Source organism: Bradyrhizobium canariense (genome assembly GCF_019402665.1).
Taxonomy (GTDB): Bacteria; Pseudomonadota; Alphaproteobacteria; order Rhizobiales; family Xanthobacteraceae; genus Bradyrhizobium; species Bradyrhizobium canariense.
Window position 1 is genome coordinate 1 of the sequence record NZ_VSST01000102.1, and the last position, 17,082, is coordinate 17,082.

The 17,082-nt window shown below is 59.0% G+C and carries 7 protein-coding genes, 6 pseudogenes and 1 other annotated feature; of the genes and pseudogenes, 5 read left to right on the forward strand and 8 right to left on the reverse strand.

The annotated features are described in order from the left end of the window. Positions 1–42: 42 nt before the first annotated feature. Positions 43–321 (forward strand): outer membrane protein, encoded by a 279-nt coding sequence (locus FXB41_RS39005; protein ID WP_219685534.1) that lies wholly within the window; start codon positions 43–45, stop codon positions 319–321. 806 nt (positions 322–1,127) lie between these two features. Here the strand turns inward: FXB41_RS39005 and istB are convergent. Further along, positions 1,128–1,871 carry an IS21-like element helper ATPase IstB gene (istB, locus tag FXB41_RS39010; RefSeq protein ID WP_219685535.1) on the reverse strand — a complete coding sequence of 248 codons (744 nt, stop codon included), beginning with the start codon at positions 1,869–1,871 and terminating at the stop codon, positions 1,128–1,130. Between the two features lie 17 nt (positions 1,872–1,888). Then, positions 1,889–3,426 (reverse strand): annotated as a pseudogene (gene istA / locus FXB41_RS39015) (IS21 family transposase). Between the two features lie 1,262 nt (positions 3,427–4,688). On the opposite strand from istA, the gene FXB41_RS42125 reads away from it, so the two are divergent. Then, positions 4,689–5,312, forward strand: a complete 624-nt coding sequence (locus tag FXB41_RS42125) for a transglycosylase domain-containing protein (RefSeq protein WP_219685536.1) — start codon at positions 4,689–4,691, stop codon at positions 5,310–5,312. A gap of 61 nt (positions 5,313–5,373) precedes the next feature. On the opposite strand, the pseudogene FXB41_RS39025 reads toward FXB41_RS42125, so the two are convergent. From FXB41_RS39025 to FXB41_RS39040, 4 genes and pseudogenes are all read right to left on the reverse strand, one after another. Beyond that, positions 5,374–5,691: pseudogene (locus FXB41_RS39025) on the reverse strand (transposase); the annotation flags it as partial. Positions 5,692–6,931: 1,240 nt separating this feature from the next. Next, positions 6,932–7,123 (reverse strand): annotated as a pseudogene (locus FXB41_RS39030) (response regulator transcription factor); the annotation flags it as partial. A 2,572-nt stretch (positions 7,124–9,695) separates the two neighbouring features. Further along, entirely contained in the window at positions 9,696–10,952 is a 1,257-nt protein-coding gene (locus FXB41_RS39035) for an aminopeptidase (protein WP_219685538.1), read from the reverse strand. Between the two features lie 1,082 nt (positions 10,953–12,034). Continuing rightward, positions 12,035–12,259: pseudogene (locus FXB41_RS39040) on the reverse strand (integrase core domain-containing protein); the annotation flags it as partial. A gap of 43 nt (positions 12,260–12,302) precedes the next feature. On the opposite strand from FXB41_RS39040, the pseudogene FXB41_RS39045 reads away from it, so the two are divergent. After that, positions 12,303–13,007 (forward strand): annotated as a pseudogene (locus FXB41_RS39045) (IS3 family transposase); the annotation flags it as partial. Then, positions 12,354–12,469, forward strand: a sequence feature (AL1L pseudoknot). (Overlaps the previous pseudogene by 116 nt.) Positions 13,008–13,066: 59 nt before the next feature. Here FXB41_RS39045 and FXB41_RS41340 read toward each other — a convergent pair. Together FXB41_RS41340 and FXB41_RS39050 are read right to left on the reverse strand one after the other, a co-directional pair. Then, positions 13,067–13,228, reverse strand: a pseudogene (locus tag FXB41_RS41340) (IS3 family transposase); the annotation flags it as partial. Positions 13,229–14,778: 1,550 nt separating this feature from the next. Continuing rightward, the gene (locus tag FXB41_RS39050) at positions 14,779–14,943 is read right to left on the reverse strand and encodes a hypothetical protein (protein WP_219685539.1); all 165 of its coding nucleotides are present in this window, start codon (positions 14,941–14,943) and stop codon (positions 14,779–14,781) included. Between the two features lie 731 nt (positions 14,944–15,674). On the opposite strand from FXB41_RS39050, the gene FXB41_RS39055 reads away from it, so the two are divergent. Together FXB41_RS39055 and FXB41_RS39060 are read left to right on the forward strand one after the other, a co-directional pair. After that, a complete protein-coding gene (locus FXB41_RS39055) occupies positions 15,675–15,902 on the forward strand; it encodes a hypothetical protein (protein ID WP_376707541.1) in 228 nt (75 codons plus the stop codon). 398 nt (positions 15,903–16,300) lie between these two features. After that, the gene (locus FXB41_RS39060; protein WP_219685540.1) at positions 16,301–17,065 is read left to right on the forward strand and encodes a LuxR family transcriptional regulator; all 765 of its coding nucleotides are present in this window, start codon (positions 16,301–16,303) and stop codon (positions 17,063–17,065) included. Positions 17,066–17,082: the final 17 nt, after the last annotated feature.

Consider the following 17,082-nt stretch of genomic DNA (forward strand, 5'->3'; position numbering starts at 1 on the left):
CTGCGGCCTACCGCGTAGGGGTTACCCAAAGGCGTCGGCGCAGTGACGAGCAACGCCTATCAGATCAGCTCGAGCCTCACGGGCCCGCCGCTTGGGAACAGCGAGCACGTTCTTTTGGGCGGCGCGTTGAGAGCCGGCATCGAGTACGGCTTCGCGCCGAACTGGTCGCTTGGCTTCGAGTGCGATCATTTATTCATGCAGTCCGCGGCGGTGAACTTCGCCGCGCCCGCCGGTGGGACCGATCACATCCGCCAGGAGTTCGATCTCGTGACTGCACGGCTCGACTATAAGTTCGGCGGTCCGAGTCTTCTCAAGTATTGATCCGTTGTTCAAACGGCAGATGGAAAGCCCCGGCCCATCGGCCGGGGCTCTGCTGCACACGAGCCATACACGCTCCTATGCAGTTCGGTAGGCCGCGCTTGCTGCATCATGCAAAGCCGTTCTCCTGGGCTAGTAGCTCGTCGCAGTCAGATCCCCAAAAGCTCACATAGGCGAGGCCTCGCAGTTTCAAAGCGAGAGCCGAGTGCAGAGTGAGGTCGTTCCGGACAGCGCTCCGGAAGCCCCTTGAACAGCTTTCGTGCATTTTCTAGTGAGCTCGCGCTGGTCTGTTATTAGAGCGATGGCTGGGCCAGATGAGCAGGTAGCGCGTTTCAGACGGATTACCCTGCACGGCCCGATTGCCTGGGCACGATTGACATTCTTTCCCGACAACAGACGCGCCATGTGCGCAATTCGCCAAGCCGAATAAGCTCGGGACCATACTCATCCGTATCAACAAGCGCCTTTCTTAGGAAGCTCGGGGAGTGGCTTTGCCGTTGCAGATACCCATTAAACGGCTCCTAGTCGCGTGCACTCAAATGGTGTGCGCATTCCAGAGATGGTGATCAGGCGTTCCAGGCGATGGTGATCACGGATTCCAGATGATGGCGATCACTGGAGACGAACACGACTGACGAGTTTATGTGTGCTGGAAACGGCCTCCTCGTCAAGGCTGGCGGGTTGGTTCGAAGATCGTTCCGGCGGTCCATGGGAGGGCCCCGTGCGCGGCGCGGAGTGCCCCCACGAGCGACGCAGCGACGCGCGCGGGAGGGGCCTGTGGGCCGGCGGAACGATCGTGCGGGAGGTGCTCACGGCTTTTTCTTTTCACCAGCTTGGCGCCGCAGACTGTCGCCCTTGAGTTCGATGCGGTGGGCATTGTGAATGATGCGGTCCAATATCGCATCGCCAAGTGTGGGGTCGGCAATGACGTCGTGCCATTGCGACACGGGGACCTGACTTGTGATCAATAAGGATCCCTTGTCGTAGCGATCATCGACAATCTCGAGCAGATCCCGGCGCTGGTCGGCGGTAAGCGGTTCAGGTCCCCAGTCGTCGAGGATGAGGAGATTGACGCGCTCGAGGGCGGCGATCAGGCGGGCCAGACGGCCTTCGCCGCGCGCCTGCGCGAGATCTGCGAACAGGCGGGGTGCCCGCTTGTAGAGCACGGAGAAGCCGTCGCGGCAGGCTTTGTTGCCGAGCGCACAGGCAAGCCAGGACTTGCCGGTGCCGGTTGGACCGACGATGACCAGGTGGTTGGCCTCACGGATCCATTGGCAGGTGGCGAGGGTTTGGAAAAGCGAACGGTCGAGACCACGGGCGGTGCGATAGTCGACGTTCTCGACGGCGGCCGCTTGACGCAGCTTGGCGCTGCTCAAACGGCGCGTAAGGCGGCGGTTGTCGCGGGCAGTGACCTCGCGATCGACGAGGAGGCCGAGCCAATCGGCGTGCGGCATCTCGGCCGCCTCGGGATTGTTCTGCAGTTCGACGAAGGTGTCGGCCATGCCGGCAAGGCCGAGGGCGCGCAAGCGATCGACGGTGGGATGAATGAGCATGCTGATATCTCTCCTGATCAATTGTAGTAAGTGCGGCCACGGATGTTGGCGTGGAAGAGGATGGGCGCCTCCTCGGCGGGCGGCGCGGTTCTGTCAGTGCCGTTTTTGAGGATGGCGGCGACCGATTTGTACGAACGGGCGTTGAGCAGCAGCGCCCGCGCGCAGGCGGCGTCGACGCGTTCCTGGCCGTAGCGCTTGACCAGGCCGAGAATGCCGACGGCCGAGCGGAAGCCCTGTTCCGGATGCGGCCGCGACCGCAAGATGACGTCGATCAGTGTCTCGGCATCGGGACCGACCTTGGCAGCTTCGGAACGAATACGCTCATGGGTCCAGTCGCGATAACGACGATGCGAGCTCGGCATATGCTCGGCAATCGTCGTCGGGCGATGCTGCAAGGTGCTGCGCAGATGTGACGCCACCCTCTTGCCGCGCAGGAAAATCTCGACGGTCTTTTGGGTGACGCGGGTCTCGACCTCTTGACGCACGAGGTTGTGAGGGACGCTGTAGTAATGCTTGGCGATCTCGATGTGATAATCGAGGTTGACCCGGCAGCGCTTCCACTCGGCATACTGGTGCGGCTCATCCGGCAAGGGAGTGAGCGCCGGACGATCGAGCTCTTCGAACAGGTCGCGCCGACTTCGTCCCCAGCTTCGGAGAGGTCGGTCGTTCAGCTCGACCAGGAGCGCGTGGATCGCCTCGTTGAGGGCGGCGAGCGAGAAGAATCGGTGGTTGCGCAAGCGCGCGAGAATCCATCGCCCGACAATTTGGACCCCGACTTCGACCTTGGCTTTGTCGCGCGGACGATACGGCCGCGCCGGGACGATGGCGGTGCGGTAATGGCGGGCGAGATCGGCATAGGTCCGGTTGACCATCGGCTCGTGAAAGCAGGCCCGGGTGATGCCGGCCTTGAGATTGTCGCTCACCGTCTGCCGGGCCGCGCCGCCGAAATAGGCAAATGCGCGGACGTGTGAGGCGATCCAGTCCGGCAGGCTTTGGCTGAGGCTGGCCTCGGCGTAGGTGTAATTCGAGGCGCCGAGCACGGCGACGAAGATCTGTGCGCTGCGCACCTCACCGGTGAGCCCGTCAACCACCTCCATGGTGTGGCCGGAATAGTCGACGAACAGCTTCTCGCCGGCGACATGGATCTGGCGCAGGGTGGGCTTGAGGAGGCCGGCCCATTCCTTGTAGCGTTCGCAGAACCACGAATAGCTGAAGCAGTCGGAGTTTGCGCCGCAATACTCCTCCCACAGCAGCATCAGCGTGACGTTCGGGCGCCGCAGCTCGCGATGCACCAGCGCCCAATCCGGCTGTGGACGCTCGTCGCTGGGCCGATCGGATGGCGGCGGATATAGGCGGTTCTCAAGCCGGACGTCGTCATCCAGCTCCGGCGGCAACGGCCAGGTCAGGCCGGCCCGGCGGGTTCGGTTGAGGTACTTGCTGACCGTGCCCTGGGCCAAGCCAGGCTGCGGGCAACGGCGCGTTGCGACATGCCGACGCTGTAGTGCAGGCGTAGAACTTCGCGAATGTGGCGCATGGACAGTCTCTCGGTCGGCATCTCGATCCTCTGCGGTTAGGCAAAAGACCAAGCTACCCGGGTTGCAGACCCCGCCTCCTGGTTACCCCGATCGCAATCGCTGGAAATAGCGATCACGATCCGCTGGAAACGGTGATCACGATGCTCTGGAATGGGTGATCACGATGGTCTGGAATCCGTGATCACGATCGGCTGGAACACGCAAATGGTGTTCAGATCGAAAGCTGGGCATGGACTTGCGCAGACAATGACCGATAACCGCGGCTGCGACGGCGTCAACCTCCCTGGCGTAAGGGACATATGCTAGGGCACTACGCCGCGAGCGCACAACTTGCAACAGCTGAACACCTGGGCCAATCGAGAGTTGGTCTTACACAATGTCCTGAGTGATCCAGCAACGATGCTCCCATAGCCTCCTAAAGACTTGAATCGTACCTAGCGTCAAGCTGTACCAACAAAAGGTTCGATTCGCTCAACTGGGACATTACCCGCCTTATGACGACGGCACAGCACATTGACGATCTGCGAGGCGGTGCTGGAGACGGATATAACTTGATGGTCGCATTGGTTCTTCTCGCTCTGATCTTTATCGCCGGGTCTGGCGCCGGCTATGCCGTCCGAAGCTGGCATTCTCGCAGGCGGCGAGAGCGCGCGCGGCTGCATATGGCTTATGCCCACCCCGCTGCTCCTGGGAAAGCACCACTCAAATTTCGGAGACGCGCGAGCATTGATTTACCAAAGTGACAGCTTCAGCCGTGATGCCGACTAGCGAAGCTCCCTCAACCGAAACGCTTGCCGGCAACCAGCATGGGGTACTGCAGACTAGATGCCATGGAGAATACAGCGTGACCGCTGAACGATTCACGATCCGCGATCACCCTCATAGCTGCAGCCGGGGTGGCCTCACCATGTCAGAGCTGACGCCCGATTTGCAAGCTTGCGTTAGCCGCAGCCCGAGCGGCATGCCGACAGCGGCACGCCCTTCGACTCTCGAACTCAACATAATTGAAAGCAGTAAGTGAATCAGATGATGCCGCGAACCCGGACCGCCGCGAGCCAAGAGCGTATAATGGGAATAGCCGGGCCTATCTGTTCAATTACCACTATGGTTACGAGCTGATGTGGGTGCGCTGCGTGTTGGCCGATCGTTACGCTGGGTGATCGTGAGCCGCTTTCGGAGGCTTTAACAATGGGGTCCTCAGCCGTATACTGTCCTTGACCGTGACAACCCCGATTTTTCATGAGACCGCCGGTCAGAATTGGGACGAGGACTCTGACCCACAGTGTGTCTGCCGGACTGCCGCGCGGGTCAGACCAGCGCTTGCGCTGCGTTTAGCTCGATTGCACTGGAAGAGGTTCCGGACGTCTTAATCAAGGCGACGCTTGCGACCGAGGATCGCCGCTTCTACAGCCATTCCGGCATCGACCTTGCCGCTATCGCCCGCTCATTTCATGCTAACTCGGGCATAGACCGCGTACACTCGTCAGTTAGCCAGCAGGTTGCGAGCATTCTATTCCCGTCAAATGGAGGCACTGTCGAGGACAGGGTTCACGAGGCACTTGTCGCGATTTCGCTGCAATGGCGGCCCAGCAAGGATGAACTCCTAAAGATTTATCTAAACCGTGTGCAGATCGGAGCTAGCGTCTTCGGGGTGAGTGAGGCGGCACGGCTGTATCTCCACAAACGCGTTCAGGATAACCTGAGCGACGCGGCCATGCTTGCCGGCTTGCTAAATGAGCCGCTCGATGTAGCTTCGCACATTGGTCTTCGGAACGCGCGTCAGGGTGCAAGCCTGGTTCTCGATAAGCTCGTCCACACCGGATTCATGACTGATGACCCGGTGTTTGGCGCAAGGCACTACCCGGCACACCTAATGTTCGAGCCCGCGGAGGAGTCGTCGAACTAGGGACCATCGAAAATGAGGTTCTCACAGAGGCTATAACGCGAAAGCGGGAGCAAACTAGCTGGCGTTCGTGCGGGAAAGCGTGCCGGAAAAACTCTTCGCCGGTGAAGAACTGGAAATAAGGGTCGTGGACCCAGCGCTCGCACACCCCCTCATCGGACAGCCCGTAAGTGTGCTTGAGCAACAGCAGCCCGATCATGAACCGGGTCTCGATCCCGGGCCGGCCATTCTCGCTGTAGAGCGGCGCGACCTCGCCGTCGATCCAGTCCCAATCGATCTTGCCGGCGAGCTGAACCAGCTCGTGCTTCATGTTGATGATCTGGTCCAGCCGCGCCCGGAACAGATCGTTCGATCCCGTCGTCCTGTGCTTCTTCGGTCGCATCGGCCCCTCCGATGCACCACAGAATCATGGTCCGCAGCGAAAGGGAATCCAAAAGCGAAATTGCAGGGTTTGGCGGCCTCAACCTCCCATTCCCTGCAATCTCAAACCGCCTCGAATCCGAAAAAAAGACTCCTGCTCAATCGCTTAGAACCTTGTTCACGGACGACTAAGTATTGCTGCATCAGGATGCTATGAGACTTTGAGGGCACGGATCGCGTTTCAGTTCTAAAGAATCCGAGCTCCGCCCGAATAACTGTTGCGCTCTATGTCAGACTGCTCTGGAGCGTTTTTCATCATGGATCGGATCCTATCCGAGCCTATCCCACCCGATAAGGCTCTTGTGAGCGCCGCATTTACCAAGGCTTGCGCTTCGTCGACACAGATCCGATCCTGGCACATAATCCTCGGATCTTGCTCTATGATCGCTTACGAACTCGCTTGGAGTGCTCGGCTAAGACCGGCGAGGGGGATGCTGCATCTTGCAAACGGCGCGATAAGAACTCTACGCTTTGAACTAGCAAAGCGCCACAGTCCATAGACTTGCTTGGTGGCGACAAGATAGTGGAGGACCGGAGACTCTGGTTCGCCGTGCGCCCTCGCCACGAATCGGAATGACCTTCCGATTATGTCCGATCTAACTGTTCACGCGTTCCTGACGAGCTCGATAAGGGCGGTGTCGATCTGCTTGCGCTGGAAATCCAATCTTACTGCGCGTTTTCCGCGGCAACAGCAGTTTCGGACCCGCGGCGCACCTAACACAATTGAACCCGCCGCAATAAATGGCGCATGTCACTTGAGAAGGCTGCGTGCGCGGTGCTCCAGAAGCACGAACGCTCAGCTGCCCGAACCATACGGGCGGTGCGCCTGTCGGTGCCCGGCATCATGGCGGCGACACCATCGGATGCCGCAGCATCACAGTGCGGCGATTCGAAAGCGCGGTATACCGCGGCTCGCCAGGTCGCCACGGTCGCCGCCTTGCGGCGTTTCTTGCCGAAGACACTGTCGACGATTCCGGCGAATCACGGCTCCGTTCGTGGGCGGCTTCCTCGGCCCGCAACTGGGTCCAATTGCAGGGATCCAATGCCAGAAGGCCGCCGATGAAGTGGAGGAATCTCGCGCCGGATCCGCCAGATCATGGTCGGCGACCCGCTGCTCTCGGGGGACGAGATCGGGCTGTACGGATCGATTCCGGTAGCTGGCGATAGGCGTCGCCGGGCACGCGCTGAGGGCCGTCCATAACTCAAATCAGTCTGAGACGGCGCGCCTTGACAACGCACTGGGTGCGGCTGGTTGTTTCCAGCTTTCGCATCGCGTTCTTAAGGTGAAAATTGACAGTATTCTCGCTAACTTCCAGTATGACTCCGATTGCCCAGGATGATTTGCCCTCCTCTACCCACCGCAAGCACTGTTTTTCCCGTGCGGACAGCACGATGTCTTGCACATCGACCATGGCTTTCTCCTGGAGCCGAGAGGACCTGGAACGAGATCAGCAAATGCCATACCACATCGCGGCAATCGCAAAAATCACCCACCAAGACAACCCATTAGGAAACTGCCGATCCAACCTTGGAGACTGGCGATCCGACTGCAGCACCAACAGTTCTCGAAGCGATTACGACATATGTCGTAAATGCGACAGCACTGCTTGCGCCAACCCTACGGCCATATTCGTAGCAGCACCTGCGCGAACTGAAATTTTCGACAGTCGCCCTGCGGCCAGACATGGCCTTTCAACTGATGGCCGCAGCCCTTAGCTGCCGAACGCAAACATTCCGATCTGCACTCATGTCTGTTTCACAGTGTGTCGATTCGGATCGCTTCGGCAGAACACCACTCGAGAGCGCACCACTCCTAGGGCCCGCCTGACTACGAACGCCAGCCATTGGTTGACTTCACGGCAGATCGATATGGGATCGTGAAGTCCGATCGCCCGACGCAAGCGATCAATACCCGCTGGTCCCCTGTCAAGAGCGCTGCCCACTCAGGTCTGCTGGTGAGCTCTCGTTTCAATGGAGGCGCATGAAGGGCTCGCTGTCGCGACCGCCGAGCGCGCTGGATTGGGGGCCCTCTGGGCGACTGGTCTGTCGATTGCCAGCTTTCTCGGATACCACATGCCGACAGAGCTAGAGCAGATTTTGATCAGACACGATCATAACCGGCTGCGGCAAAGAAGTTCAGGCACGCTTCGGCGGTGAAGGCGGCTAGCGCGAGGGCGATAGCGTTGCCCAAAGCCTCGATTGACCTGGGGGCGGCCTTTCGAAGGGCGGCTTTGAGCTTGGCGCGGGCAGCGCTGTTTCGCAGTGCTCCCGCATGGTCATTGGAAGACGACAACCTTCGTCGGCGCGCTCAGGACGACCGGCACGTACGGCGAACGGCCATAGCGCCGCGCCATCTTGGTCGAGGCTCCCGTCTCCTCGATGAACACCAACCGATGGATGCAGATCTCAGACTGAGATCCCTCCACGCCGCGCGTTCAGCGGCCAGGTCCGGTCGATCCTGCTCGCTGGCGTGCGATGTTTTTTGAATGTGATGTTGTGGCGATCGACGAATCGTCAGACCACGCTCGGAACGACCGCTCGCCTTGGACTTTGAAGAGATCGTCAGCGATCTCGGCCAGCGTCATCTCAGGGGTAGCCTTGACCAGGGAGAGGATCTCCGCAGCATGCCCCCTCGATCCGCGCTAAACGCCGGTCTCCGCCCTGCGCTCCCGCCTCACAGCCGGTGCTTCGCGAGTCGCTGACCAGCTCCATCGCCGTCGATGGCGCCACGCCGAACCGGCTGGCGGCGCTCCGACAGCTCATGGCTTCATCCATCACAGCTCGAATAATGAAGGCGAAGGTCCGGCGAGAGTGGTTTAGCCATAGGGGCTGGCCTCCATCACCAGCCCTCAGGGTGAATCACGATTTGCCTCGCAAGGAAATCCCCTCCGATTCCGCTAGGTCGGAAAATGCTCTAGACGCAGTTTGTCGAGATAATAAGGCTTATCGTGGACGGGACGAGCTGCCTGTGCTCGTTGCTGCGACGTGGCTTTGAAAAGTTCAAAGGCCGCACGCCTTCTGGCGCGAAAGCTGCGTCAGCGCGGCGCCTTTCCGCTTGTCCTTCGGGCTGCAATATTGCTCTGGTTCATGTGTTAAAAGGCCCGGCCGCAAGGTCGTTCTCTGGATGAACAGAGGCGACGGTCCCGTCGTATCTCGGGCCTTAGGATCTCAGCATGGCTGCTGGCGGCTCATTGATGCCTCTGTCAAGAGCAAATCCCAATTAGTGCGCGATGTGTTGGCAAGTGCAAAACTGACGTGGCGCTGACTGACCGCCCCTCCAGCATGATCTAGACCAAGAGTGGGACTTTTAAACCTCGCCTTGCAAGCTTCACCGCCCAGGTCGCGCTGACATTCAAAGCCTCACCGGTTGCGGATCCCCACATTTCGACGTCGTGCCGAGCCTGTCTTTTCGCCCGACTGCACTCTCCGCCTCAGCCCCGTCCAGCCGCAAAGTATCGAGCGGTTGCGAAGTTGCTCGGTATCGCTCCGGCGCGACGCCTCACGGTCCGATTGAGGGTGAAGACAAAGACGTATGACTGACCATAGTTAGCGGCGGCTGTCGCGTTCGCGTTGACCGGGATGTGGACGCCGAGGCACTGCAGCGAGTGCTTGAGCTTCGCCGCAGTTCATCTTCCACCGCACGGAGTTCGTGAGGTGCTGGAAAGCGGTTCGCAACGCACTGATCCCGGCGATCACCCGCGCGGATCAGGCAGCGAAAGTCTTAGCGACTTAACTTGTGGGCCTATCAACATGGCGCCTGACAGCCCTGGAAGCCAGCAACCAATGGGTTCATCGAAGCATTCAGTGGGGTGCTTCCGGGCCGCATGCCTCAACGCTCATTGCTTTCTGCCCCTTTGTGCACGGCGAGGAAAAGGTGCTGACCTGGCGCAGATACTATCACGAAGAACAGCACCTCACATGATCCCGCCTTTGGGCGTGGAGCTCACTTGCGCAAGGTGCCTTTGTCTACCATGTCCACTCACCGTTGCGGAAGATCGCTTCCTTGCTGCCGTCGGGCAATATGCCGTCTATGTCGGTCTCGGCCGATCCGATCATCCAATCGATATGGATCAGGCTCTGGTTGCCGCCCTGGGCTGCGATCTGCTGAGGCGTAAGGCTTGCGCTGTTGATGAAGCACTTCGAATAGCACTGGCCAAGCGCAATGTGCGAAGCGGCGTTCTCGTCAAACAGCGTGTTGAAAAACAACAGCCCGCTCTGCGAGATCGGCGAGGAATGCGGCACCAGCGCAACTTCGCCGAGTCGCCGCGCCCCTTCGTCGGTGTCCAGCACCTTGCCCAACATTTCCTCGCCGCGCGAGGCCTTGGCATCGACGATCTTTCCGTCCTCGAAACGCACCGCGATCTGGTCGATTAGTGTGCCCTGATAAGACAGCGGCTTCGAGCTCACGACATGGCCATCTACGCGCCGGCAATGCGGCGTGGTGAAGACCTCCTCGGTCGGTATGTTGGCGTTACAGCTGATACCATTCTTCGCCAGCGATGCACCGCCCTCCCATTCGTGGCCGTCGGCGAGACCGATGGTTAGATCGGTGGCCGAGCCGGTGCAGTGCAGCGCGCGAAAACGTTTGGCGTTGAGCCAGTTGACGCGCTCGCGCAGCACCGCATTGTGGCTCGCCCAGTTGGCGATCGCATCTTCGCGATCGACCCGCGACGCCGCAAAGATCGCGTGCGCCAGGTTGGCGATCGCGACCTCCTCGGGATCTTCGGGGAAGACCTGCTTCGCCCACGACTGGCTCGGATAGGCGATCATGCTCCAATTGGTCTCGAAACTGGCTATCTTCTCAAGCAACGGCTGGAAGGCCATGGAATTGGCCTTGCTGGCGCGCGCGACCTTTGCAGGATCCTCGCCCGACAGCAGCATCGGATTTTCGCCGACGATTGCGAGCCGAGCGCTGTTGTCAGAGAACGCCTTGGCCATGCCCTGATAGAGCCAGCTTGCGGCGCCATCGAAGCTGTCTCCGTCGCCATAGCGGTAGCGCGACAGCGTCACTTCTTCATCTGACAAGATCGGCGTCACGAGGCGTGCGCCGGCCCTGTAGGCATGAACTGCGATCCGCCGCACCAGTGGCAGCGCGAACGACGGCGCGGTCAAGATAACGTCCTGGCCCGGCCGCAAGCCTAATCCCACCTTGACCGCCACTTCGGCTAGCCGGTCGAGTTTCGCGGGATCGATGGGAGCGGTGGAATTGCAGTGATCGGACATGCTTGGTCCTTGGAATAGAAATTCGTTCAGGGGGACGTTGGTCTCTCGAAGAGCCTCCGCCAGCCCTTCCCAAATAGCTCAATGCGCTCATTCATCATCTCACAGTCGATCGCAAGCACCTCTACGGCTTGATCAACGGGCCCGCATCGTCCGACAACCACCCCCTGTTGGACGATCTTGCGCGTAGCAACGGCCGCGATTTCGGCCAATCGACAATCAGCGCTTAATGCCACGGGCGCGAACAGCCACACTATTTCCGTACGTCGATGCGATGAGCTCAAGTTGGCGCCGCCTTCTTCGGCTATATGCTGAACCCTATTGTGAGAACATTCCGCGGCGCAAATACAACTCTATAGCTGCCTTTGCGGAATTCGTGAGGGCCCTATCTCTCGAAAGGTGCCAGTGTATTCCCCTTGGGCACCAAGTGTCGAACTCTGTCTAATTAGCACATTGACACCGGAAGACCGTGCCCGCTCAGTGACGGGCACCGACTTCGCTTGCGACTGCTTGTATTGACCTCAATCATTGCTCACCTGCTACATCAGCACCTTTCACAAGTAGTCCGCCGTATTAGCTGCACTTCCAATCATTTACCTCACAAGCGAGAACCGGCAACCTACGAAGTCTGATAGTATTCCCTGCGATACGAGAGCGCGGATATCCGTCCGTGCTTTAATCGCGGGGACGGTGCCGCCCCCAATACGACACGTAATCCACTGCCGGATTCATGGCTCGCTCGCGCTCGTCTCTACGGCCGCCGCATGGCTGGCGAGGTCTTCATCTCGATGTAAAGAGCGCGCTACGGAATTCCCGCAGGGACGACTTCTAGATTGCCAGCACCTTCGTCCCGGCAGCGACGCTTACTCCGCCGAAGTCGGATTGGGTTGGTTTAAAACTGCATTATGCAGCACGCAACTCTACCTAGAATTTTTACTGCCATCAGTCCTGATAGCACTAAGGATGACGCGCCATTTTGCGACAGACGCTTTTTTGGCGGCCGAATGGGTTGATCCCCTTGCTGCCATTGAATCGCCCCAGGTTTGCCGGAGGCCATTTGGTTTAAGTTATGCCGCCATGGCCGGTTATTCCAGCATGGCGTAGTAGCGTTGATCGGCTTCGGTCGGCGGGATGCTTCCGATGGGCTCCAGGAGCCGCCGGTTGTTGAACCAGTCCACCCATTCCAGGGTCGCGAACTCGACGGCCTCGAAGCTGCGCCATGGTCCGCGCCGATGGATCACCTCGGCCTTGTAGAGACCGTTGATGGGTTCGGCGAGAGCGTTGTCGTAGGAATCTCCGACACTGGCTATGTCGCGAACCTGGGCCGGCTTCGTCTATATCGCCTTCATCGCGCTGGAACGGGAGAACCGTCGGCTTCGGCAACGAGATCCTGCGCAAGGCGAGCGCTTATTTTGCGATGGCGGAGCTCGGCCGCCGGTCCAAGCCATGATCGCCTTCATCGATGATCATCGTGGGGCGCATGGGGTCGAGCGATCCGCAAGGTCCTGCCGATCGCCCCCTCGACCTACCACGCCCATGTGGCCAAGCGGCGCGATCCCGCCAAGCGGTCGGCGCGCGCCAGGCAGGATGCCGCTCTGAAGGTCGAGGTTCGCGCGTCTTCCACCAGAATTTCTCCGTCTACTGTGTGCGCAACGTGTGGCGCCAGCTCAAACGCGAAGGCTTCGATGTTGCCCGTTGCACGTATCGCGAGTAATGCGGGACATGGTTTTGCAAGGGGGCATCCGCGGCAAATCCGTCAAGACCATCAGCGACAAGGCGGCGTCATGCCCGCTGGATCACGTCAACCGCCAGTTCAAGGCGCCACGGCCGAACGTCCTTTGGCTCTCCGACTTCACCTATGTCGCGACCTGGACCGGCTTCGTCTACATCGCCTTCGTCATCGATGCCTATGCCCGCAGGATCGTCGGCTGGCGGGCCTCGCGCACGGCGCATGCAGCTTTCGTGCTCGATGCGCTGGAGCAAGCACTACATGATCGACGGCCGGTCCAGCGTGGCGGGCTCGAGCACCACAGCGACAGGGGCAGCCAATACATGCATTAGTACACCGAGCGGCTGGCTGAGGCCGGCGTCGAGCCTTCTGTCGGCAGCCATCAGCTTCTCGGCCATCGCAGTCGGAACGCCGGCCCGCTGCCCGCCGTCGATCTCGGCCTTCTTGACCCAGTCATGAAGCGTTTGCGGTGTGCAGCCGATCTTGGCCGCAATCGATGTCACCGCCGCCCAGCGCGCGAAGGGTGCTCGCCGGCGTGATCCAGAGCCATCCGAACCGCGCGGTCCCGGACCTCAGCCGCGATCGACAACACTTCTCGATCATATTTATTTGCCCGGTATATAGGACTGCGCGAGGAGTAGCGCACGAAAGTACCTTGCACGTCCGACGACTCAAGCGCCACGGCGCTGACTTTGCGAGGCAAGTTGGTCAAACCGGCACTGTCCAGCAACATTCCGCGCTCGTTACACAGACCACGCATCCGGTCCTCGAGGTCGTGCCGCAGATCCACTAACTGCTTCGAGCCGTCAGCCTGGAGCGGGTGTTCCAGGTCTCCGGCCCCTCCACGGCAGCTTCCCGACAGCATCCATGCGGGACATTTCGGCCAAACCGTCGGCATCATTCTGATCCGACTTGTTGATGCGTATCGATAACGCCGCCTTGGTATGGCCCGCATCAAATCACCGGAAAGCCTCGCGCCCTGAGTGCATGCCCAAGCCCTTTGGAGAGCGAGCCCATTTCAAAAACGATCCGCTCCGCCGCGAAACGTAGTTGCTGGCGCTGACGGAGTCGGCAAGTCGCGCTTTGAGCCGATTAATTTCTCGTGGCGATTGCATCGGACGGTGCTGCCTTGATCCTGTGGTTCATTCGTTCGGACCCGGCCATCGGTCGAGGCTTAGTTTTAGTCGTGCAACGTTCGTTTCCGTTGCTGACTGCGCATGTTGAATATCTGTCTCGCGCATATTGCCGTTGTCCCTCTCCGCGTAGCGCGTTGGCAGTATGGAACTGACATCGCGACTGTCGTGAGAACCGCTGTAGGGGGAAGCCGCGACAGAGCTTCTGCGGCCAGGGCCCTCTCTTCGTCTTTGCTACTTGCATAAACTTGAGCTTGCTGGTGCAATCGATTCGCGACATAGAGGTAGAGCTTGCCTTCGACTGACTGGGGGCTCGATATCAATGTGAAAAATGAAGCGTCGTCTTTTTTGGCAGGCCCGCTGGTCCGCGATCTGCTCAATGCGTCATCCCGTGATACAGGCGCCATGGTCGGGATTAGTGTCATGTAGAACTGGTATATGACATGCTCGAGCGGCCAGCATCGTCGCGCTTTGGTTCTGCGCGCCGTGCAGACGCGGTCGGTCCTTTCGGTATTGATGCTCGTTCGGTGCATATCTAGGAGCTGAGCCATGCGGCACTACAAATCCCTCTCGAGGAGGTAATAATCATCTGCCACGCCGTCGTCTTTGGAGATCCCCGATAAGCTCGTCTCGGACGTGCCGTCCGGACTGTACATTTGAGTCAGCATGAACCTCCTCGTCGACCCCGAGCCTTCATGTCCCAGAGTATCGCCACATTTTGCAGTTTTGCCGCGTCGAGCCGATGCAGGTCGGCAAGAACGCGGTAGGGCCATCGACATGCAAGAGCGGCCTAATGATGCGGATAGAACTTGCCGCGAGGCTCGCGAAGTAAGAGCGTGCAGCCAGCGCTCTGTGAGCATCATGATCGCGCAGATTTGGAATGACTTCCTGGTGTTGAAGCGAGTCGAAGCCGCGGCGGCTCCAGGTAACTGCCCCCGAGCGACCATGCGTAGCCACGCGATCGTGCTTAAAGGTCAATCGACGGCGCCTCCACCAACGCGCTGGCTGCATATGGGTCTGTCGGCTTGTCTGCGATGAGCACGTCGGGCCGCGCATCCAGCGCCACGACAATCATGATGAGCTGTTCAAACGGCCGGAGAATTCGGCGGATAACGCGCTGCGCCAGCGTCATATTCCCCAAACTAAATGATTGGATTCAGAACGAGAGCCATCTAAAGTTTCGCTACAGAACTGGTAGGAAGACATTCCCGCCTTTTTCTGTATTTTTGGCGATTGAGATTGACCACGGGGTTGCGAAGAGAACGCCACTGCGAACCGATACGGTAGCATAGTGGGAGACCCTAACAGAACGCGGAGCTTTCAAGTGCGGCGCTGGAATTACAATCGCAGTGCAGATGGCCTGCCAATCAACAATCCACACCTCCTAGAGGCGCACCAAGCCTCAGCCAGCGGCATACGGTTGCAAGATGAGACCGGCGCTGTGTAACCGGACACCTCATCAGGTTTGAAGCGACACCGGTGCTCACCCGGCTAGACCTGTCGAGGTTAGCCGTTCGCGTTTACATTCAGAAGCTTTCAGAAGCATCCTCCAAGAGGCGGACTACACAGGGCCACCCCAATGCGAGAACTTTAGCTCCAAGACCTCAAGTCCAACACGCCAGCCGAGTTCGCCTCGGTCAGGAAAGAGAACGGGTCGAAAATGCCTAAGAAAGGCGACATATTGAAGCGCTGATAAGAGGACGTGCCGATGACCACACTTAACTCGCGAGCATGAATCAGGCCCTGAGGTCCCCTCCCTTAGTGGGTGGGTTGCCTCCTAAAGACTTTTAGTTTGATGCCGCTTCAGTATGGGCTTTGGATATCTGCTGAGGAGCACATCATCGAACGTCGAGGATCAAAACTGTGAAGCCCGTCAACTTTCCTTCGTGGAGTCCAACACCATCGACCGTCTTTATCGGCAGGAATCGTAGCGGCAACTGGGTTGCTCTTGAAGAACATGGCGTCTTTGGTGGCCTCTTCGTTAACCGCGCGCAAGCGGTTAAATATGCGCTGTTCGAGAACGGCAAGCATTCACAAACGGTCATCGAGGTGTCGCACGAACTCGAACTGGACACTGTCGCCAATCCATAATCTCAGGCGCCATAAGTGGGCTCCAATAGCTCTCTCCCAACGACTTCGACGAAGCACTTGGGATGAACCCAAAAAAAGCCTGCGCCAATCTCGACGGGCAACATTTGACTTTCGAAACAGCGCACCATGCGTCGCTAGCTGGTGCTGAAAATTCTCCCACGATCTTAACCTGCGGCCGTTGACCTTCCGAGGCGCCATCCCCAACGCAATACCCGGAGCGACGGAATGCCGAATCTGTGACGACAACTTGAGGCGGCTAATATTGATCCACCGCGTCACTTTAATGGTCCAAATGCGCGTGCGTCCCTCCGTTGACTTCGCGTACGAGCCCAATGGCTTAAGGTCTGCCTGCGAACGGCGCACGATTGATGTCGCCCATACATTTGCACGGGCCCTAGATGAAGAGAATATCCAGTGAAAATGGGAGACAGCCCGTCGTGGAAGCGTGTGAAATCAGGCGTGATGCCCTTGATTTTCTTTCGACGCTTAGCTCGCTAAGCCGGCCGATCGAGATCACACAAGCTCTCGGGAAAAAACTGGCTAGCTTTGGCTATCATGCAGTTCTTATTAGCGGCCTTCCAGATCGCGGCGAGAGGATTGAATCTTTCGTCATAGTCAATGGTTGGCCGCGAGGTTGGTTCGACCTCTACTGTCACCATTCCTTCGCTGACCACGATCCGATTGCAGCTCATTGCAGGAAAACCGACCAGCCGTTCGAATGGGCGGATGTATATCGGAGAGAAAGAGCAACGACCCGGGAGCGCGAGATCATGGATCGCGCTCACGACTTTTCAATGATCAATGGCTTTTGCGTTCCGATCTATAGTGAACATCAGTTTCAGGCGGTGGTGACCATGGCCGGAGATAGCGCCCGCTTACCTCACAAAGTCCAGTCTGCCATCGCACTCGTCGCGATCTATGCCCATAGGAGAGCAACCTTCTGCTTGGCTCCGCAAGCTGATTCGCCTTGCCTCACCATGCGCGAACGCGAGGTCCTGACGTGGTTCGCCCTCGGCTGCTCGAATAGCGGCGTGGCAGATCGGCTTGGTATTTCCGGGGCCACTGTTGAGGCTCATTACGAAAGCGCGGCCCGTAAACTTCGCGTCCGTGGGCGGACGCATACCGTCGTCGAAGCTCTGCGCCGGCGAGAAATAACGCTTTAGACGAGCGATTCCATTAT

Coding starts and splice junctions, on each gene's coding strand:
- istB (WP_219685535.1), bottom strand. CDS start 1,871: ATGCTCATTCATCCCACCGTCGATCGCTTGCGCGCCCTCGGCCTTGCC.
- FXB41_RS39035 (WP_219685538.1), bottom strand. CDS start 10,952: ATGTCCGATCACTGCAATTCCACCGCTCCCATCGATCCCGCGAAACTC.
- FXB41_RS39050 (WP_219685539.1), bottom strand. CDS start 14,943: ATGACGCTGGCGCAGCGCGTTATCCGCCGAATTCTCCGGCCGTTTGAA.
- FXB41_RS39060 (WP_219685540.1), top strand. CDS start 16,301: ATGAAGAGAATATCCAGTGAAAATGGGAGACAGCCCGTCGTGGAAGCG.